Genomic DNA, 18,750 nt, shown 5'->3' with positions numbered 1-18,750 from the left:
AAGTTCAGACGGCGGACAACGCGCCGTCGATCGCGTCGGTGAGCCGGCTGACGATCTCGTCGATGTCGCGCTCGGTGCAGATGAACGGCGGCGCCAGCAGCACATGATCGCCGATCTTGCCGTCGACGGTACCGCCCATCGGATACACCATCAGTCCACGCGCGAACGCTTCACGCCGGATCGCCGCGTGCAGTTTCAGCCCGGCGTCGAACGGTATTTTGCTCGCGCAGTCGCCGACCAGTTCGACCCCGACGAACAGCCCGCGCCCGCGCACGTCGCCGACATGCGGATGCCGCGCGTAATGCTCGCGCAGCGCACCGCGTAACTGCTCGCCGCGCGCCCGCACGTTCGATAACAGTTGGTCTTCTTCGATCACGCGCTGCACTTCGAGCGCCGCCGCGCACGCGGTCGCGTGGCCGATGTACGTATGGCCATGCTGAAAGAAGCCCGAGCCGCCGACGATCGTCTGGTAGATCCGGTCGCTCACCAGCGTCGCGCCGATCGGCTGATAGCCGGCGCCGAGCCCCTTCGCGACGGTCAGCAGATCCGGCGCAACGCCATCCTCTTCGCATGCGTACAGGAAACCGGTGCGACCCATGCCCGACATGATCTCATCGAGAATCAGCAGGACCCCGTAACGATCGCACACCGCGCGAATCTTGCGGAAGTACTCGCGCACCGGCGGCACCGCGCCCGCGGTCGCACCCACCACCGTTTCCGCGACGAACGCCGCGACCGTGTCGGCGCCGAGTTCGACGATCTTCTCTTCGAGTTCATCGGCGAGACGTTGTGCGAACGCTTCTTCGGTTTCGCCGGCGTGCTGCTCGCGATACGCGTAACACGGGCTCACGTGATGCGCTTCGATCAGGATCGGCAGAAAGGGCTCGCGGCGCCATGCGTTGCCGCCGATCGCAAGCGCGCCCAACGTATTGCCGTGGTAGCTCTGCCGACGCGCGATGAAATGCCGGCGCTGCGGCTCGCCCTTCTCGACGAAATACTGGCGCGCGAGTTTCAGCGCCGCCTCGATCGCCTCCGAGCCGCCCGACACGAAGTACACGTGTTCGAGCCCGGCCGGCGCGCTCGCCACGAGGCGAGCGGCGAGTTCCTCGGCAGGCTCGGTGGTGAAGAACGACGTGTGCGCGTACGGGAGTTGCTGCGCCTGGCGTTTGATGGCGTCGATCACCCGCTGATTGCTGTGGCCGAGACACGACACCGCGGCGCCGCCGGACGCGTCGATGTAGCGCTTGCCGGTGGAGTCGATGATTTCGATGCCGTCGCCCGCGACGGCGACTGGCAGCAATTGCTTCGGTGAACAATGGAAAATGGTGGACATGGTTTTCTATTCCCTGGTGGTAGCGGCGGTAGCGGTGCCCTCAGGCAGCGCCCGGCCCGGACGACGAGCGCACAATGAAGGTATCGAATTCGCACTGCCCCTGGCGGTAAACCTTCATCGACACACCGTCGTCGCCGATCTCGAAGAGCGCCGTGGCGAGCGTGTTTTCGTCGTCGGGGTCGAGCGGGTCGTCGCGATAGATCGGCAAGCCCGACGGCGCACGATCCTGCAACACGTCGAGCAACGCGGCGGGTTGCAATGGGCTCGCGAGCGCCGGCAGCAACGCATCGACCCGCAATTGCCGGTCGCGCGATGAGTCCGTGACGATTTGCGCCTCGGCCTCGCAGCCCGGATGGATCATATGATTCGCGTGGCCGGTAAGCGTCGCCACGCTTTGCACGGAACAGCGCTGCGCGCTCGCTTCGATACTGAACAGACGCGCATCGCCGGCAGCGCCGAGCGTGTGATGAAAACCGCTTGCCGCCGGCACGCCGCGCAGCATGTTCAACGCTTCATCGAGCGAGCCGGCGTCGAGCACGGCGCGCGCGAGGATCATCCGGGGCACGCCCACGCGGGGCGCGCGGATGCGCAAATTATTGATCGCCTGTGCGACACCGGCGCGGTTCGCGGCGAAGGTGTGACCCGGCAACGATCCGGGGTAATAGAAGCTCACGAAGCCGGGCTTGCCATTCGGTCGAACATCGACCAGCGCGCAACGCGCGCGCAGATAAGGATCGCCGTCTTCGTTGTGCGCGATGAACCGCCGCGCGCCTTCGACGGCCGCGACCGTGGTGCAGCCATCCGGCGCGTGATGAATCAGTTCGCCGCGGCAGTTCCACAGAAACGCATCTTCGGCGGACCAGCCGAGCCCCGCTGCCATGCCGTCGAGTTCGGCGATCAGCGCCGGGTAATAGGCGCGCGCCGCATCGCGCAGCGCCTGCACGAACGGCTCGCCACGCCACTGCCGTACCGCACACCACGCGCGGCTCTGCTCCATGTAATCAGCGAACACCGGCCGCGCGATTTCACCCAGCCGATAGCCGATCTCATACGGCTCCCCGCTCACCTGAAAAAGACTCAACCCCTGCTTCGAAGTCACGGCTCGCACTCATTCAACAATCGGTACACATTTATACTTTAAAACAACATTTGTTGTCAAACGGGACGACACGGATCCGGATGGAGCGGTCCTGCTTCGCGCAAGACCGGCGTCGTTCGATTCAGATGGAAGCGCTCAGGGCACGTATGCGCCCTTCGCGTGCAAGGATTGCTCGGCAATCGCGAGCTGGTCGACGGCGCCCGCGCCTTCGAGTGCGAGCAGATGCGCGACCAGCGATTCCGCAATCGCGGTGGCCGCCACCAGCGACGGAAAAAATGACGGGCTCTCGTGCGAAAAAATCAGCACCTTGTCGGCGTTCAGCGCGATCGGCGAGACCGCACTGTCGGTGATCGCGATCAGCTTGCTGCCCTTTTCCAGCGCGGCTTCAGCCACGCGCGCCGCTTCGACCGAATACGGCGCGAAGCTGATGACGATGGTCGCGCTGTCGCGTTCGACGGTACGCAATTGCATTTCGAGCGTGCCGGCCTCGCCGTTGAGCAGCGACACCGACGACCGGAACAGCCGATAGCCGTACACGAGGCCGAATGCCACGGCGTAACAGGAGCGAAAGCCCGCCACGTGCACGTGCGGCGCGCGTCGCAACAGCCGCGCAGCCTCGACGATCACGCGACCGTTATGCGCGGCGGTGACGTCGAGATTGTGCTGTTGCGCGATCAGCAGATCGTTCGCCAGCGCATCTTTCGATTTGACCAGCGAACGCGCGCGGCTCGTGAGCGGCTCGGGCCGCGTGCGCACGCGCGCGACGAACAGGTTGCGCAATTCGTTCCAGCCAGGAAAACCGAGTTGCTGCGACAGGCGCACCAGCGAAGCGGGTTGCACCTGAGCGCGCTCGGCGACTTTGCGCATCGACGAGACCGCGACCTCGTCGGGATGATCGAGCAGGAAACCTGCTCCCATCTGGAACTGCGGACTCAGTTCGGAGAAGCGCGCCCGGATCAGGGCGGCGAGCTGGTCGAAACTGTCTGGCATGCGATGGTCGGGGCGAGCCGTCTATAAGGATGACAACAAATGTTACCACCCGGGACGGCGCGTTCAACAGGGCCGCCTGCGGATGGCGGCTTGCAATCTCACTGTGTCGGCGTGTATGGCGGACAGTTTCGCGGACGCGCAATTCCTGAATGCCTTCGCATTCAGCGCGGCTCACTGCAGTCCGGAGAGATGGAAACACGGCGGACGTTCGCACGTCGCCGTGTCCCGTGCGATCACTGCGGCTCGTACCACGAGTAGGTGGCGAGCGTACTAATCGGCGGCGTGCCGATCTGCAATGTGATGTCGCGCAGCGAGGTCAGTTCGATGTTGCGCAAATCGCCCATGTAGCGGCGCGAGTCGCCATTGTCGTTGATGTATGCAACCACGTCTCCGGTCACGCCCGCCACGTTCGTGCTGCTAAGCGGTTGCCCCCAGAGATCGAAGAACTGGCCGAGCGTGAAGGTTTTGAAAGTCGGCGTTTCAATATGGATGATGCCGGTCTGATCGTGCGTGTGCATTTCATAGTCGCACTGCGGCAGAATGCCGACATCGGCGGGCATCGCGAGCCACTGGCCGTCCTTGAAAATAGCGAGGTGTGCATGGACGTGATACAGCGCGCTCATGTTCGGCGCGCAGATCAGACCGTCCACTGGCGAACCCTTGCCACCCGTCGCCGTGTTACCCACCGGCCAGAAGTTGTTCCCTACTACACCGAGGTACACGAGGGTGATCGGGTTTGGATCGAAGGGCGGCGGATCGGTCCATGCGTACGTCGGAATCTGGGTCAACGGTGTGCCGATTTCAATCGTCACCTCGCCATGCGCGGGAAGCACGAGGCTCGCAGGATCGCCTGTGTATTGCGTGAGCTTGCCGCCGTCGTTCACATAGACGGTGATGGGTGAACCGGTCACGCCGGCGACGTTGGACGCAGTGAGCGTTTGCCCCCAGATCGAGAAGAACTGCCCCAGCGTGTACGACGCGGGAGTGCTCGCGTCCATGTGAATTTTGCCGGTTGAATCCACCGTGTGCAGCGGATACGCGCAGCCGGTCTGCGCAGCCATGGTCGGCTCGACCACGCCGACATTGCCCGGCAGCGCAAGCAGGCGTCCATCCTGATAGATGGACAGATGCGCGTAAGTGTAGGCATTGCTACGCAGCGCGCATTTGAGCGCGCCCACCGCTTGACCTTGCCCACCCGATGACGTGGAGCCCGCGGGCCAGAAGGCATTGCCGAGCGTGGTGCCGTCGATCACCGGTGTCGCGGCGGCCAGCGTCGGCGTCGTCGCGCCGGGGGCCGATGCACCCGACGCCGGGGTCGCCGCTGCCGGCGCGCTTGCGGCATCCGGCGAACTGGCGGCGCCCGGTGTACTGGCAGCGGCCGGGGAGCTCGCGGCGCCCGGAGAGCTGGCGGCGGCGCCTGCAGCGCTGCCGGCGCCCGTCGTGCCGCCTCCGCCTCCTCCGCACCCGGTCAGTACTACGAAGATACCAATCGCAAGCAATCGTGCATTCAATCCTGTCAACATGTCGTACTCCGCGCTGCTGGTTACAGAGGAATCGGGTACACCCGATCAACTCAGGAACAAGCGCCTCGTTAGAAACGTATCGATTGACCGAGACGACATACAGTCGCGAGTCCGCGAATGTACAACGTGTGCAAATCGCCCGGACCCGGATGGCTAATATAGGATTAACAAATCACTTCAGATTGCCTGCTACATGCCGATTTAGCGTAACAGATGTCATTAGAAAGCGAACTAAATGAACCACAGCGTTTTGCGCCTTTTCATGTCGTATTTATGCGAGTGGGCGCGCATCCGTGTGCACTCATCGACGTTGATATCGGCTTTGTCGCGTGCCGGGAGCATTTAGCCTGAGAAGCAGCCGATTTCTTTTAATTGCCCACTGAGCCACAAAATTAGACGGGTCAACCGCAAACGCAGTCACGGCGCATATCGGTCAGCCAATTGACTACCGCTTTTCAACGAGCGCTCGCATACTGCCGCGCCTCGTTTACCCTCGCCCGGCACTCGCCACTACCGACTTTTTTCGCCGCGCCTCTTTCGCAGACGCAGGCTTGCCGACCGCGTTAGCATTAGCATCGACATTTCGCCCCGCCGCCACTCTGGCGTTTTCAAGCAGCACTTCGCGGAATATCGCCACCAGCGGCCGAAGATTCACCTTATGCCACGCAGCCCACAACGGCGTGCGATACGTAAACCACGGCACTTCCCGAAGCACGACACCCGAGGGCGCCTGGCGACGCAGGCTGCTTTGTATCATCGCCGAACCGAGGCCGGCGGCAACCAGCCCCAATGCGGTGAGCGGCTCCGTCGCCTCCATCGAGATGTTCGGCGTAAAACCGGCACGCGCGCACGCGGCCACGAAGTTGTCGTGCTTCAGCGCGCCTTCCTTCTGCAGCACCGCGATCCAGTCGAGCGCGCCTAACGCCTCGGGGGTGAGGTCGTGTGCGGCGGCGAGCGGATGCGACTCCGGCAGCGCGAGCAACATCGGATCGCTCAGCAATTGCGCCGTGTCGAGATCCGGGTCGTCCTTCAGCGGCGGCTCGCAAACGAGCGCTATATCCAGGCTTCGCTGTCGCAAACCTTCCAGCTGATCGGTCGACTGCATGTTGTAGAGCGCGATATGCACCGAAGGCCGCGTACTCCGAAGCGTGCGCAACGCGTCGGACAGGACGCCCGAATGCATCGCGTTCTCCAGATAGCCGATGCACAGCCCACCTTCATCGCCCCGCCCCAGTCTGCGCGCTAGCGATTCGAGGCGCGTGGCGTGCGTGAGCAGCGCGCGCGTCTCCGCAAGGAAAGTGCGGCCGTCGGCGGTGAGCCGGATCCGCTGCTGGCTACGCTCGAACAGCGTCAACCCGAGACGTTCCTCCAGTTGCGCGATTTGCCGGCTCAACGGCGATTGGGAAATGTGCAGGCGTTCAGCGGCGCGCCCCACATGCTCCTCTTCCGCGACGGCCACGAAATATTGAAGCTGGCGAATATCGAGCACTTAAGACCTCCTGAGACACAACATTGACAAATTATGTCCTGGACGGACTCGAAACGCCACCCTAAACTTGCCGTCACCGTGACCAAACAAGGATCATCATGAGCATCAGAAATCGACTGCAAGGCAAGCTGGGCTTCGGCACCGCCCCGTTGGGCAACATGTACCGCGACATCCCCGAGGCGGAAGCCCAGGCGACGGTCGACGCCGCATGGGACCACGGCGTGCGCTTTTTCGACACGGCCCCGTTCTACGGTGCGGGCCTCGCCGAAATCCGCCTGGGCGCCGCGCTACACAAGCGCAGTCGCGGCGAGTACGTGTTGAGCACCAAGGTAGGCCGTCTCGTCCTTGATGAAATCGAGGAACCGGCGGCACGCGACCTCGGCGAGAAAGGCGGCCTGTTCGAGCACGGCCGCCCGAACAGGCTCGTCAACGACTACAGCGCCGACGCGACGCTGCGGTCGATCGAAGACAGCCTGAAGCGCCTGAACACCGACCGCATCGACATCGTATGGGTGCACGACATCGCGCAGGACTTTTACGGCGACGAGTGGCTCGCACAGTTCGAAACCGCGCGCAAGGGTGCGTTTCGCGTGCTGACGCGTCTTCGGGAAGAAGGCGTCATCAAGGCATGGGGGCTGGGCGTGAATCGCGTGGAACCCTGCGAGTTGACGCTCGACCTGAGCGAAGCGCAACCGGATGCCTTTCTTCTGGCGGGCCGCTACACCCTGCTCGACCATGAGCGCGCGCTACAGCGCCTGATGCCGGCGGCGATCAGCAAGAATGTGGATATCGTGGTCGGCGGGCCTTATAGTTCGGGAGTGCTGGCCGGCGGCACGCACTTCGAATACCAGAAAGCATCACCGGAAATCCTCGCGCGGGTCGAACAGATCAAGGCGATCGCGCAACGCCACGACGTCAGCGTAAAAGCCGCGGCCTTGCAGTTCTCGCTGGCCAACCCGGCAGTGGCTGCGGTCATTCCGGGCGCGAGCCGTCCGGAGCGGATCGCCGAAGACTTCGCGGCGTTGTCGGATGCCGTCCCGCCCGCCTTCTGGACCGAACTGCGCGAAGCCAGATTGATCGCAGCCGATGCACCCGTTCCTTCAACCCAGGTAGGAGTGTGAAATGCCGAGTACCTCTGCTTCCATCGAAGTCCCCGCGAGCGCCAGCCAGGTCTGGCAGTTGATTGGAGGATTCAACTCGCTGCCGGACTGGCTCCCGTTCATCCCTCATAGCGAGCTGAGCGAAGGCGGCCGCGTGCGGACTCTGAAGACCGCCGACGGACATACGATCGTCGAGCGTCTGGAAGCGTTCGACGAGAAAGCGCGCTCGTACAGCTACTCGATCGTGGACGCACCGTTCCCCGCGAAGGACTATCTGGCCACGCTCAGCGTGAACGACGCGGGCGGCAACGCGTCATCCGTCGTGACGTGGTCCGGCAACTTTACGCCGGTCGGCGTGAGCGACGAGGAAGTGACCCAGCTTTTCCAAGGCATCTACGCGGGCGGGCTCGCGGCATTGAAGGAGACGCTGGCGTCCGCATAGCAGCCCGGTTTTAAAGGTTAGCTTTGCGGCCAGCCTGGCAGGGAGACAGCGCGTCTTTCGCGATTCCATCGTAGTCCGAAGATCGCGGCGTGAATGCCTGGTTGTCGCTGCAAAAGAAGGACCGCCCGGCGGGCGGTCTTTCTTCGTGGTGCTATCCAAAATCGGTGGTAGCGAACCACCGGGCTTTTAGCGCATGCCTGTTCCTAAAGCAACGCCACCACCCGCACATCGCCCTGCTCGGCCGCAGACGCCACCACCTTGTCGCCAATACGGCGGAACGTGATCGACACCGACGAATCCCCAACCCGAAGCTCGCCGATTTCGAGCCAGTCGATACCCTCCGGCAGCATCGGCTGCTCGATCACGACTTCGCGTCGCTCGGCGTCGATCGTGATGCCCAGACACGCTTCGAGCATCATGAACGGCGAACCCGCCGCCCACGCTTGCGGCAAGCAGGCGACCGGATACGCGGTCGGCGGCTCGCCGCGCCGTCGCGGAAAACCGCAGAACAGCTCGGGCAGACGCATGTCGAAATTGACCGCCGCCTGGAACAGCGCCTGCAACAGCCGCACCGCCGCCGCCTTGCCGCCGTAATGCGACAGGCCGCGCGCGCACAACGCGTTGTCGTGCGGCCAGACCGAGCCGTTGTGATAGGCCATCGGGTTGAAGCGCGCCTGACTCGCGGCCAGCGTGCGCACGCCCCAGCCGGTGTGAAACAGCGTGGAGTCGAGCGCGCGCACCACCGCTTCGCCACGTTCGCGCGACGGCAGTCCGAACGCCAGCAGGTGGCCCGCATTCGACGCCATCACACGGCACAGTTCGCCGTGACCGTCGAGCGCGATGCCGTAGAAGCCGGACTCTTCCATCCAGTACTTCTCTTCGACACTTCGACGGATCTTCTTCGCGCGTTCGCTGTATTGCTCCGCCGGCTCGCGCAGGCCGCGCAGCTTCGCGAAGTGCGCCATCGTGTCGAACGCGGCGCTCGCATACGCCTGCACTTCGACGAGTGCGATCGGACCATCGGGGAAGCGGCCGTCGGCATGAAACACCGAATCGTGGCTGTCCTTCCAGCCCTGGTTCGCAAGGCCGCCGTCCGACTCGCGCTGATAGTCGAGCAGGCCATAACGGTTCTTGTCGCACACGCTCGCGACCCACTGCGCGGCGCGCTCCAGCGCGGGCCACAATTCGTCGATCAGCGCGAGGTCGCCGGTACGAGCCGCATACGCGCCGGCCAGCACGATGAAGAGCGGCGTGGTGTCGACGCCGCCGTAGTACAGCGCGAACGGCACTTCGCCGGCGGCGGCCATTTCGCCCTTGCGCATCTCGTGCATGATCTTGCCGGGCGCGGCGTCGCGAAACGGCGAATTCTCGCGCGCCTGATGCTCGGCGAGAAAACGCAGCACGCCAGCAGCCAGTTGCGGTTGCAGCCACAGCGTCTGCAACGACGTGATGACGGCATCGCGGCCGAACGGCGTCGAGAACCACGGAATGCCCGCATACGGATACGGGCCGGTCGCGAGATCGGTGGTCAGCAGACCGAGGTCGGCGAACGAACGGTCGATCCATGCGTTGAAGAGCGGATTGCTCGACCGCACACGCGCGGTCGCGCGGCGGCGCTCGCGCATCACGAGGTGGGCGTCGACGAGCGCGGCGCGCACAGCCGCGCGGCCGACGCGCGGACGCTCCGCATCGATCTGCGACAGATGGCTTTCGCTCAACGCATGCACCGGCTGCGAGACGTCGGCGGCGGCCTTGTCCGACTCCGCGACGACCTGCACCGCGACCGACAGATAAATCGACACGCACGCTTGCGCCGGCAGTTTGACGGTGTAGTCGGCGCGGTCGGCGAACAGCTTGTCGGGTTCCGGCGCGAATGCGATCTGCACATTGCGCGCGACGTCGTCAAGGCCGACATAGCCGAGCAGCACTTCACGATTCTCGACGCGCGCCGGTTCGATGCGGCCCTGCTTGTCGCGTCTCAGGCCGCGCACTTCGAACATGTCGCGAAAGTCGCTCGAAAACGAAATGGAAAGCGGCACGACGGCGTCACTCGTACCGTAGTTAGTGAGTTCGATGGCCTCGTTGAGCACGGTGCCCGACAGCACGCGCACACGCTCGACGTGGATCACGCCTTCGGGTGTGCTGTCGCCGCCGAGCGGCGGCAACGGACGATTGGTCAGATGCGCGGTGAACGAGGTGTTGTCGCTGCTGACGCTGCCCGACAGCAGCGACGGCGCGCGGCCGCCGAAGGTCAGGCGCAGTTGCGAGAGAACGCGGGTGTCGTTGACGAACAGGCCGTCGTCATGACCGGTGATATCGCCGAGCGGGTCGTTGACGATGAATGTGTCGCCCGACTTGAGCACATGCTGGGTGGCGCTCGCGACATTGAGGTTTTCCGTCGGGATGAATACGCCGTCCGGCTCGGCTTCGCGGTGATCGACACCGCCCGAGAGGGACACACCACCGAGGGTTTCTGGCTGCTGCATCAGGGTCACTCCTATGGGTTCGCTTCTGCTTTCAGTTTCACATTCGGTTGCCGCATGGTGCCGGCCAGTCGCTTCCGATTGTAGAGGGTCTGTCCGCGTGAGACGAACTTATCAAGGAGGAGTTGCGGTTTTTTGTCAGGTTTGTTGCGTGGGTGTTGCGTGAGTGTCGCGCGGTTTTCCGTGGCACAGGACGTGCAGAGGGGGCCAGCGCAAAAAAGGCCGTCGCGCAGCCACAGGCTGCCGACGGCCTCGACACATTAACGCTTCGCTGCCGGCCTGGCTTCGCGCTGCGTCTCGCCGACGAACAGCTGACGCGGACGGCCAATCTTCTGCTCCGGATCGGCGATCATTTCGTTCCACTGCGCAATCCAGCCGACCGTGCGGGCCATCGCGAAGATACACGTGAACATGGCGGTCGGAATGCCGAGTGCGCGCTGCACGATGCCCGAGTAGAAATCGACATTCGGGTACAGCTTGCGCGACACGAAGTAGTCGTCTTCGAGTGCGATCTTTTCCAGCGCCATCGCGAGCTTGAACAACGGGTCGTCGTGCAGACCCAGTTCTTCCAGCACTTCGTGGCAGGTTTCGCGCATCAGCTTTGCGCGCGGATCGTAGTTCTTGTAGACGCGGTGGCCGAAGCCCATCAGCTTCACGCCCGAGTTCTTGTCCTTCACCTTCGCGATGAACTCAGGAATGTTGTCGACCGAGCCGATTTCCTCCAGCATGTTCAGCGCGGCTTCGTTCGCGCCGCCGTGCGCCGGGCCCCACAGACACGCGATACCCGCTGCGATACAGGCAAACGGATTCGCACCCGACGAACCGGCGAGACGCACGGTCGATGTCGACGCGTTCTGCTCATGGTCGGCATGCAGAATCAGGATACGGTCGAGCGCGCGCACCAGCACGTCGTTGACCTCGTACTCTTCCGCCGGATTGGCGAACATCATGCGCATGAAGTTCGCGCTATACGACAGGTCGTTCTTCGGATAAACGAACGGCTGGCCCACCGTGTACTTGTACGCCATGGCGACCAGCGTCGGCAGCTTCGCGATCATGCGGATCGCGGAGACCTCGCGGTGCTGCGGGTTATTGATGTCGAGCGAGTCGTGATAGAACGCCGACAATGCGCCGACCGCGGCGACCAGAATCGCCATCGGGTGCGCGTCGCGACGGAAACCGCGGAAGAAGAAGTGCATCTGCTCGTGCACCATCGTGTGCTGCGTGACGGTATGAACGAACTCTTCTTTCTGCTGCGCATTCGGCAATTCGCCCTTCAGCAGCAGATAACAGCTTTCGAGGAAGTCGGCGTTTTGCGCCAGATTGTCGATCGGATATCCGCGGTACAGCAGTTCGCCTTTGTCGCCGTCGATATAGGTGATCGCCGAGTTACATGCCGCCGTCGACATGAAGCCCGGGTCGTACGTGAACTTGCCGGTCTGGCCGTAAAGCTTGCGAATGTCGATCACGTCCGGCCCGAGCGAGCCTTGATAGATCGGTAATTCAATCGTCTGGTCGCTGTCGGAAAAGCTCAGCGTTGCGTGTGTCTTCGAGTTCATCTACACGTTCCTTATACTTTCACATCGCACACGTGCCGGCTTGCCCGACCTTCGTCTGTTCGAGGCGCATGGGCATGCTCAGGCTCCGCCTCGCATTCTACGGGCCACAGCATCGTTCATTGCGACGATTGACCGCAACAATCCATCTCGGCTCACGCAACATTCGTTGCCTTCAAAGCGCGCGAAAAACACCCATGCAACGCGCGAATGCGTCACGCGAAAATCAATCGGCACGCTTCACGACACCGCCAGCCAAATGAAAGTTAGCGCGCTTGCAGCAACAATGTTTTGCGGCGGCAAGCCTGCGCAGACACCGACGCATCTGCGATACTGGATTCGTGTTTTGCTTCCCCTGCTAACACATCGCTGTGTTTGGCCCGCCGCGCAACGGCGGGCTTTTTTAATCAGCCAGAAGAACAGGAAGGACCCGATGAATGCCTCTCTCGAAACGCTATTTCCGGATCATGTCCACACGGAAGACAACAGCGTCACCGCGCTGAATCATCAGGACATCGTCGTTGCGTTATCGGCGGCGCTGAAGACGCAGGACGTCGCGGTGTTGCACATGCTTTATCCGCGGACCGACGCGCGCACGCATCGCAGTCTCGATACGCTCGTGGACGTGTTGCACGGCCACGGCCTGCATGAAGTGGCGGATCTGATCGCTCACGAAGCGCACTATCTGCTATTCAAGGACCCGGTGAAAGCGTGGAAAGCGTTCCACGAAATTCGCAACGACTCGCTCGCGATCGGCGTGCATCTGTATTACCACGGCCTCGTCGGCGAAGCGGCGGAACGGGCGCTCGATAAAGACGCGCATCGCAAAGTTTGAAGCCGTTGACTGAGTGACGGTGCGTGCGACGCTGTCGCGTGTGAAGCGCCACGCGCAACCCCGCACGCCGTGTAGTGCGATTCGCACTACACGGCGTTCATTCCCGTCGCGCGTGCTACGTAATCAATGACTGCGTACTACGCGCTCATTGCCCGAATGAACTCGTCGACATAGCGATTGAATGCGCCCGGATGCGCGAGGTTCATTCCATGCGACGCGCCACGCACCGTCTCGCGACGCGCATCGGGCAGCCATCCTTGCAACGCGGTCGCGGTGCGCCGGAACATATCGGGGCTCTTCTCGCCGTCGATCAGCAACACCGGGCAACGCACTTCGGCCGCTTCGTCCGGCACATATGCCGGCAGCGGATCGCGGAATTGCCGCGCAAGCGTGTGAGCGTTGTCGGTCGCCATTCTGCGAAAGCCCGGCGTGCTCATCGCCCAGAAGCCGGGGCGGCTCACCGAATCGACGAAAAGTTGCAGGCCCGCTTCCACGTCGCCCGCTTCGATCAGTTGCGCCGCTTTCGCGCGCAACGCGTTGACCGTTTCCGGCAAACGCGCGGGCGGCCGCCCGGCGATTTGCAGCGGACCGCCCGGATCGGCGAGCGTCAACGTGCGTACCCATTCCGGATGACGTCGAGCGAAATGAAACGCCACGCAGCCGCCCCGCGAATGCCCCACCACGTGCGCCGGTCCCGCGCCGAAACGGTCGATGAATTCCGCGACTTCGTCCGCATGCTCGCTCCAGCTGAACGGCAAGCCGGGCTCGGTATCGGTCACGGGCCAGTAGTGCGTGAGACTCACCGCGACGCAGCGGTACTGCCTGGAAAGACCGGTCATTTGCGGTTGCCAGTAACGGTAATCGCACAGCGAGCCATGCACGAACAGCAGCAGTTCGCCCTCGCCCGCTTCCACGTAGGGCATGCGAAGACCGCTCTGCAGCTCGATGAAAGATGGCGAAGACGACGAAGACGAAGCAGAAACAGATTGATTCACGGGTGGTTCACAGACAGCGCGGCAGCACGCGAATTGAGCGGCGCCGGCGGGAAATGGAATTGGAAAGTAACGCCCCGGTCCCTGAATGGGGACGAGGACGCGTATTGTCACACAGCTAATGGAAGTGTGTGGCGGGTCGCGTGGCGCGTGGTGTCGGCTCGAGCCGGTGTGAAACGCCGGGATCGCGGCGCGATGCTCCCTCGGAGCGGGACATGCGCGCGGGGGCCGTCGATCGCAGCGCGGCGTCGCACGGCGCAACGCCACAGCACGCCATCAGCAACGGCGTCCCGCGACGCTCACTCGTACCCGGCGTCGTCGAGCAAACCGGCCGCGGCCGCCGCGCCGGCGCCACGCACCGCGCAGGTCAGCGGCTCGTCGGCGACGCGCACGTCGAGGCCGAGTTCATTCGTCAGGCGGCGCGCGAGATTGCCGAGCAACGCGCCGCCGCCCGTCAGCACGATGCCGTTGTGCGCGATATCCGTCACCAGCTCGGCCGGCGCCCTTTCGAGCCCGCGCTTCACCGCGCCGATTACCTGGCGCAGCGGCCCCTCGATCGCATCGGCGATATCGTGGTTGCTCACCCGCACCGTGCGCGGCAAGCCGTCGTCGACGCTGCGGCCGGTCGCGTTGATCTGTTCGATCGGCACGTCGCGCATCGCCGAGCCGATGGTCTTCTTCACGTGCTCGGCGGTCTGCTCGCCGAGCAATACGCCGTACAGATTGCGCACATAGCTCACGATCGCCGCGTCGAAGTTGTCACCGCCGACGCGGACCGAGCCGCTGTACGCGGTGCCGCCGAGCGCGATCACGCCGACTTCGGTGGTGCCGCCGCCGATATCGATCACCATCGACCCGGTTGCCTCCGACACCGGCACACCCGCGCCGAGCGCCGACGCAAGCGATTCGCCGATCAGACTGACTTTCCACGCACCGGCGGCGACGGCCGCTTCCTTGATCGCGCGCCGCTCGACCTGGGTCGCTCCGGCCGGCACGCACAGCGTGAACGCGGCGCGGCGGCTGAACATCGAGCGGGGACGCGCCATCTGGACGAATTGCCGGATCATGTGTTCGGCGGCGGAGAAATTGGCGATCACGCCGTGGCGCATCGGCCGCACCGCTTCGAGATTGCGCGGCGCGCGGCCGAGCAACTGGCGCGCTTCGGTGCCGACCGCCGCGATGCGCTTGGGTCCGGCCGCCGGTTCTTTCTGGAAGCAGACGACGGACGGCTGATTCAGCACGATGCCGCCGTCGTCGGTATAGATCAGGGTGTTGGCCGTGCCGAGGTCCACCGTCACGGAAGGACGGAACAGTCGCTCGAAGAGCGGGTAATGCGGCGTCGGTGTGGCCATAGGAAGGCTCTGATAGGTCGTTATCCGCCCAGGCTGGGCAGTTGAAAATGCACCCCCGGTCCCCCGCGCCGCCCGGCACGCCTCGGAAGCGCCGCGCGGTCCGCGCGGCGGGGTGATTTTCAAGCTAATGACCGCTTAACGGCAAGCGTATCGGAATCTTTAGCGCCACTTTCAATCGGGGCCGTGTCAGCCGCGCGACACTCCGCCCAGCGCGCGCTCCAGCGCCTCGCGGCCGAGCGCGACGCCGTCGGCATCGATCGTATGGCCGATGCCGGGCAACGCGTACGCGTCGACGGTGTAGCCGGCGTCGGTGAAGGCGTCGGCGGCGTCTTCGAGCTCGCGCACCGGGATCACCTCGTCGGCCTCGCCGTGAATCAGCGTGAGCGGCGTGCCGTTGCGCGCCACGATCGGCGACGCGAGCCGCCCCGAATACGCGACGACCCCGGCCGCCCCTTCCGTGCTGGCCGCCACGTGATGCAGCGCCATGATCGAGCCCTGCGAAAAGCCGACGAGCGCAAGGCGTTCGAAAGGAACCTGCCAGTGCGCGAGTTCGGCTTCGAGCACGCCGCGCAATGCCGGATACGCGGCCGCCACCCGCGCCTCGCGGTTCGTCTCGTTGACGTCGCGCAGGCTGAACCATTGACGGCCGCCGAAGCCGCCGTCGAAGGCGTCGGTGCCGTCGAGCGACGTGAACGCCACGTCCGGCAGATGCTCGCTCCAGATATCCGCGAGCGGCATCAGATCGCGCGCATTGCTGCCGACGCCGTGCATCAGCACGACGAGGCCTTTGGCAGGCGCGTTGATCGACGCGCGCCGCCAGCCGTGTTCGAATTGCTCCCAGCCCATATGCGTTTCCTTTTTTGTATTGGTTGATCCGTGGTTCGTGTCGAGTGTGCCGCCTTACGCATTCTTCGCGAATGGCAATCGCATCGGCAGCCCCAGCCGCGAGCATACGCCGGGCGGCCTGTTCGCGCCGCCGGATCCACCGAGGCCGCCGAGGCCGTCGGAGGCCACACAGCCCCCCGCGCATGCCCGCGCGCGCATCCCACGGCGACGCCAAAATTCGAATACAGGTATGCTTTTGCGAGCATTCGACGGACCCGCCGTCCGGCGCCGCGCACCCGCCGGAGAATGGTCCACCAGGCCCATTCGTCCACATCATTCGCAGCACCCGATCCGGAGAGCCCATTGAGCCAGCCCACCGCCGCGCCCGCTTCCGCGCCGCCCGCTCCACCGCCGCCGCTCGAAGGCGGCAAACTGGTTCTCGCGACGGTCGCCGTCGCGCTCGCGACCTTCATGAACGTGCTCGACACGTCGATTGCGAACGTCGCGATTCCGACCATCTCGGGCAACCTCGGCGTGTCGGTCGATGAAGGCACGTGGGTCATCACCGTGTTCGCCGCGGCCAACGCCGTGTCGATTCCGCTGACCGGCTGGCTCACGCAGCGCATCGGCCAGGTGAAGCTGTTCGTCGGCGCGATCCTCGCGTTCGTGCTGGCCTCGTGGCTGTGCGGCATCGCGCCGACGCTGCCGATCCTGCTGATCGCGCGTGTTTTCCAGGGCGCGGTGGCCGGCCCGCTGATTCCGCTGTCGCAGGCGATTCTCCTCGGCTCGTATCCGAAGGAGAAATCGTCGACCGCGCTCGCGCTATGGGCGATGACCGCGACCGTCGGCCCGATCGCGGGTCCCGCGCTCGGCGGCTGGATCACGGATAGCTACAGCTGGTCGTGGATCTTCTACATCAACATTCCGGTCGGGCTGTTCGCGGCGGGCGTCACGTGGATGATCTATCGCACGCGCGAGTCGCCGACCCGCAAACCGCCGATCGACGTGGTCGGGCTCGGCCTGCTGATCACCTGGGTCGCATCGCTGCAGATCATGCTCGACAAGGGCAAGGACCTCGACTGGTTCTCGTCGCCGGTGATCGTGATCCTCGGCGTCACCGCGCTGATCAGCTTTGCATTCTTCCTCGTGTGGGAGCTGACCGAAGAGAATCCGATCGTCGATTTGCGGCTCTTCCAGCAGCGCAATTTTCTCGGCGGCACGATTGCGATTTCAGTCGCGTACGGCGTGTTCTTCGGCAACCTCGTGCTGTTGCCGCAATGGATGCAGGAGTATCTGAACTACCGTTCCGTCGATGCCGGTCTCGTGACCGCGCCGCTCGGCATCTTCGCGGTGATCCTCGCGCCTGTGATGGGCCGCGTGCTGCCGCGCTCGGACGCGCGCGTGATCTCGACGCTGGCGTTCGTCGGCTTCGCGATCGTGTTCTACATGCGCTCGAAGTACGTGATCGAGATCGACACGTGGCACCTGGTGCTGCCCACGCTGCTGCAAGGGATTCCGATGGCGTTGTTCTTCGTGCCGCTGACCTCGATCATCCTGTCCGGTCAGCCCCCGAACAAGATTCCGGCCGCCGCGGGCCTGTCGAATTTCGCGCGGGTGTTTTGTGGCGCGGTGGGCACGTCGATCGCGGGCTCGGCGTGGAATAACCGCACCGTGCTGCATCACGCGCGGCTTACCGAACAGGCCAGCATCAACAATCCGGCATTCATGCAGCAGATCGACTCGACCCAATCGCTGCTGCATCTGAATACGCAATCGGCGCACGCGCTGTTCGACTTCAGCGTGAACACGCAAGCGGCGATGATGGGTCTGAACGATATTTTCTTCATCTCGGCGGTCATCTTCATCCTGATCATTCCGTTGATCTGGATTACGCGGCCGGCCAAGGGCGGCGGCGGACCGGGTGCGGCGGGCGCGCATTGAGGGGAATGCAGAGGTCGCATCGCGTCAACGAAAATAGCGCGCGGGCGTGTCGCCGAACGCATCGCGAAACACCGCGATAAACGACGACACATCGTTGTAGCCCACTTCGAGCGCCACCTGCGTGACGCTCGCGCCGGCGCCGAGATGTTCGAGCGCGACCAGCAGGCGCAGTTGCTGACGCCATTGACCGAAGGTCTGCCCGGTTTCCTTCACGAAGAGACGCGCAGCCGTGCGCGCCGTGACGCCGGCGGCCGTGGCGAGATCTTCGAGCACCGCGGGCTGCGCGGGGTCGGCGCTGAGCGCGTCGGCGATGCGCTGGATGCGCGGGTCGCCCGGCCAGTTCAGACCCAGCGGCGCGGCGGGCAAACCCGGCAGGCGATCCAGCAGGACTTGCACGAGCCGGCTGGCGGGTTCGTCGAAGGGTTGGTCGTAGGGCAGAGCCGCCGCCGCGATCAGCAACGCCTGCACCAGCGCGTCGGGCACGAGCGCGCCGCTTTGCGCGGGCAAGGGCGCGGCGTCGGCGGCGGCATACAGCGAATAGCGTTGCACGGGACGCGGCGCGCTCAGCCTGTGCAGCACGTTCGGCACGATCCAGACCGCGTGGCCAGGCGGCACGACCCAGCGGCCGGTTTCGGTGCGCACAGTCAGCACGCCGTCGCTCACGTGAATCAGCCGCGCGTGAGGACAGGCTCGCCACGGTTCATCCAGCGTCTCATCGCGCTCGCCGACCACGAAGACCGCCTGGTCGACGTGGTTCGGATCGAAGGCTTCCATCATGGTGTCCGGGTTG

The 18,750-nt window shown here is 64.2% G+C and carries 15 protein-coding genes; 4 read left to right on the top strand and 11 right to left on the bottom strand.

Features of this window, described 5'->3' with window-relative positions; translation table 11 throughout:
• Positions 1–4: 4 nt before the first annotated feature.
• The 5 genes from BGI01S_RS10855 to BGI01S_RS10835 all read right to left on the bottom strand — a co-directional run bounded on the left by BGI01S_RS10855 (position 5) and on the right by BGI01S_RS10835 (position 6,434).
• Positions 5–1,333, bottom strand: a complete 1,329-nt coding sequence (locus BGI01S_RS10855; RefSeq protein ID WP_042325151.1) for an aspartate aminotransferase family protein — start codon at positions 1,331–1,333, stop codon at positions 5–7.
• 40 nt (positions 1,334–1,373) lie between these two features.
• On the bottom strand, positions 1,374–2,432 hold the full coding sequence (locus tag BGI01S_RS10850) for a C45 family autoproteolytic acyltransferase/hydolase (RefSeq protein WP_174447398.1): 1,059 nt from the start codon (positions 2,430–2,432) through the stop codon (positions 1,374–1,376).
• A gap of 135 nt (positions 2,433–2,567) precedes the next feature.
• A complete protein-coding gene (locus BGI01S_RS10845; protein WP_042325149.1) occupies positions 2,568–3,422 on the bottom strand; it encodes a MurR/RpiR family transcriptional regulator in 855 nt (284 codons plus the stop codon).
• Positions 3,423–3,655: 233 nt separating this feature from the next.
• A complete protein-coding gene (locus tag BGI01S_RS10840; RefSeq protein WP_174447397.1) occupies positions 3,656–4,945 on the bottom strand; it encodes a hypothetical protein in 1,290 nt (429 codons plus the stop codon).
• Positions 4,946–5,432: 487 nt separating this feature from the next.
• Positions 5,433–6,434: a LysR family transcriptional regulator gene (locus BGI01S_RS10835; protein WP_084585334.1), complete on the bottom strand. Its 1,002-nt coding sequence runs from the start codon at positions 6,432–6,434 to the stop codon at positions 5,433–5,435.
• Between the two features lie 98 nt (positions 6,435–6,532).
• Here BGI01S_RS10835 and BGI01S_RS10830 point away from each other — a divergent pair, with 98 nt between their 5' ends.
• A complete protein-coding gene (locus BGI01S_RS10830) occupies positions 6,533–7,555 on the top strand; it encodes an aldo/keto reductase (protein WP_042325147.1) in 1,023 nt (340 codons plus the stop codon).
• Position 7,556: 1 nt separating this feature from the next.
• Positions 7,557–7,976, top strand: a complete 420-nt coding sequence (locus tag BGI01S_RS10825; RefSeq protein WP_042325145.1) for an SRPBCC family protein — start codon at positions 7,557–7,559, stop codon at positions 7,974–7,976.
• 203 nt (positions 7,977–8,179) lie between these two features.
• Here BGI01S_RS10825 and BGI01S_RS10820 read toward each other — a convergent pair whose 3' ends face one another.
• On the bottom strand, positions 8,180–10,462 hold the full coding sequence (locus tag BGI01S_RS10820) for an amylo-alpha-1,6-glucosidase (RefSeq protein WP_042325143.1): 2,283 nt from the start codon (positions 10,460–10,462) through the stop codon (positions 8,180–8,182).
• Positions 10,463–10,719: 257 nt separating this feature from the next.
• On the bottom strand, positions 10,720–12,018 hold the full coding sequence (gene gltA / locus BGI01S_RS10815; RefSeq protein WP_042325141.1) for a citrate synthase: 1,299 nt from the start codon (positions 12,016–12,018) through the stop codon (positions 10,720–10,722).
• Positions 12,019–12,448: 430 nt separating this feature from the next.
• Here gltA and BGI01S_RS10810 point away from each other — a divergent pair, with 430 nt between their 5' ends.
• Positions 12,449–12,850, top strand: a complete 402-nt coding sequence (locus BGI01S_RS10810; RefSeq protein ID WP_042325139.1) for a hypothetical protein — start codon at positions 12,449–12,451, stop codon at positions 12,848–12,850.
• 137 nt (positions 12,851–12,987) lie between these two features.
• Here the strand turns inward: BGI01S_RS10810 and BGI01S_RS10805 are convergent, their stop codons facing one another.
• From BGI01S_RS10805 to BGI01S_RS10795, 3 genes are all read right to left on the bottom strand, one after another.
• Complete coding sequence (locus tag BGI01S_RS10805) at positions 12,988–13,773, bottom strand: alpha/beta fold hydrolase (protein ID WP_042325137.1); 786 nt, start codon at positions 13,771–13,773, stop codon at positions 12,988–12,990.
• A gap of 368 nt (positions 13,774–14,141) precedes the next feature.
• Positions 14,142–15,194, bottom strand: a complete 1,053-nt coding sequence (gene mreB, locus BGI01S_RS10800) for a rod shape-determining protein (RefSeq protein ID WP_042325134.1) — start codon at positions 15,192–15,194, stop codon at positions 14,142–14,144.
• 186 nt (positions 15,195–15,380) lie between these two features.
• On the bottom strand, positions 15,381–16,040 hold the full coding sequence (locus BGI01S_RS10795; protein WP_042325133.1) for an alpha/beta hydrolase: 660 nt from the start codon (positions 16,038–16,040) through the stop codon (positions 15,381–15,383).
• 285 nt (positions 16,041–16,325) lie between these two features.
• Between BGI01S_RS10795 and BGI01S_RS10790 the strand changes: the two genes are divergently transcribed.
• Positions 16,326–17,960, top strand: a complete 1,635-nt coding sequence (locus BGI01S_RS10790; protein ID WP_408638624.1) for a DHA2 family efflux MFS transporter permease subunit — start codon at positions 16,326–16,328, stop codon at positions 17,958–17,960.
• A 24-nt stretch (positions 17,961–17,984) separates the two neighbouring features.
• Here the strand turns inward: BGI01S_RS10790 and BGI01S_RS10785 are convergent, their stop codons facing one another.
• Positions 17,985–18,737 (bottom strand): AraC family transcriptional regulator, encoded by a 753-nt coding sequence (locus BGI01S_RS10785; protein WP_042325128.1) that lies wholly within the window; start codon positions 18,735–18,737, stop codon positions 17,985–17,987.
• Positions 18,738–18,750 lie beyond the last annotated feature (13 nt).

It is taken from the genome of Paraburkholderia ginsengisoli NBRC 100965 (assembly GCF_000739735.1).
Classification (GTDB): Bacteria; Pseudomonadota; Gammaproteobacteria; order Burkholderiales; family Burkholderiaceae; genus Paraburkholderia; species Paraburkholderia ginsengisoli.
Note: the sequence above shows the minus strand (reverse complement) of the source record. Positions and strands in the feature narration are given on the sequence as shown.

What these genes read in the sequence shown, in the direction of transcription:
- BGI01S_RS10855 (WP_042325151.1), bottom strand. Translation starts at nt 1,333, where the DNA reads ATGTCCACCATTTTCCATTGTTCACCGAAGCAATTGCTGCCAGTCGCC.
- BGI01S_RS10840 (WP_174447397.1), bottom strand. Translation starts at nt 4,945, where the DNA reads ATGTTGACAGGATTGAATGCACGATTGCTTGCGATTGGTATCTTCGTA.
- mreB (WP_042325134.1), bottom strand. Translation starts at nt 15,194, where the DNA reads ATGGCCACACCGACGCCGCATTACCCGCTCTTCGAGCGACTGTTCCGT.
- gltA (WP_042325141.1), bottom strand. Translation starts at nt 12,018, where the DNA reads ATGAACTCGAAGACACACGCAACGCTGAGCTTTTCCGACAGCGACCAG.
- BGI01S_RS10825 (WP_042325145.1), top strand. Translation starts at nt 7,557, where the DNA reads ATGCCGAGTACCTCTGCTTCCATCGAAGTCCCCGCGAGCGCCAGCCAG.
- BGI01S_RS10785 (WP_042325128.1), bottom strand. Translation starts at nt 18,737, where the DNA reads ATGATGGAAGCCTTCGATCCGAACCACGTCGACCAGGCGGTCTTCGTG.
- BGI01S_RS10795 (WP_042325133.1), bottom strand. Translation starts at nt 16,040, where the DNA reads ATGGGCTGGGAGCAATTCGAACACGGCTGGCGGCGCGCGTCGATCAAC.
- BGI01S_RS10810 (WP_042325139.1), top strand. Translation starts at nt 12,449, where the DNA reads ATGAATGCCTCTCTCGAAACGCTATTTCCGGATCATGTCCACACGGAA.
- BGI01S_RS10845 (WP_042325149.1), bottom strand. Translation starts at nt 3,422, where the DNA reads ATGCCAGACAGTTTCGACCAGCTCGCCGCCCTGATCCGGGCGCGCTTC.
- BGI01S_RS10830 (WP_042325147.1), top strand. Translation starts at nt 6,533, where the DNA reads ATGAGCATCAGAAATCGACTGCAAGGCAAGCTGGGCTTCGGCACCGCC.
- BGI01S_RS10790 (WP_408638624.1), top strand. Translation starts at nt 16,326, where the DNA reads ATGGTCCACCAGGCCCATTCGTCCACATCATTCGCAGCACCCGATCCG.
- BGI01S_RS10820 (WP_042325143.1), bottom strand. Translation starts at nt 10,462, where the DNA reads ATGCAGCAGCCAGAAACCCTCGGTGGTGTGTCCCTCTCGGGCGGTGTC.
- BGI01S_RS10805 (WP_042325137.1), bottom strand. Translation starts at nt 13,773, where the DNA reads ATGCCCTACGTGGAAGCGGGCGAGGGCGAACTGCTGCTGTTCGTGCAT.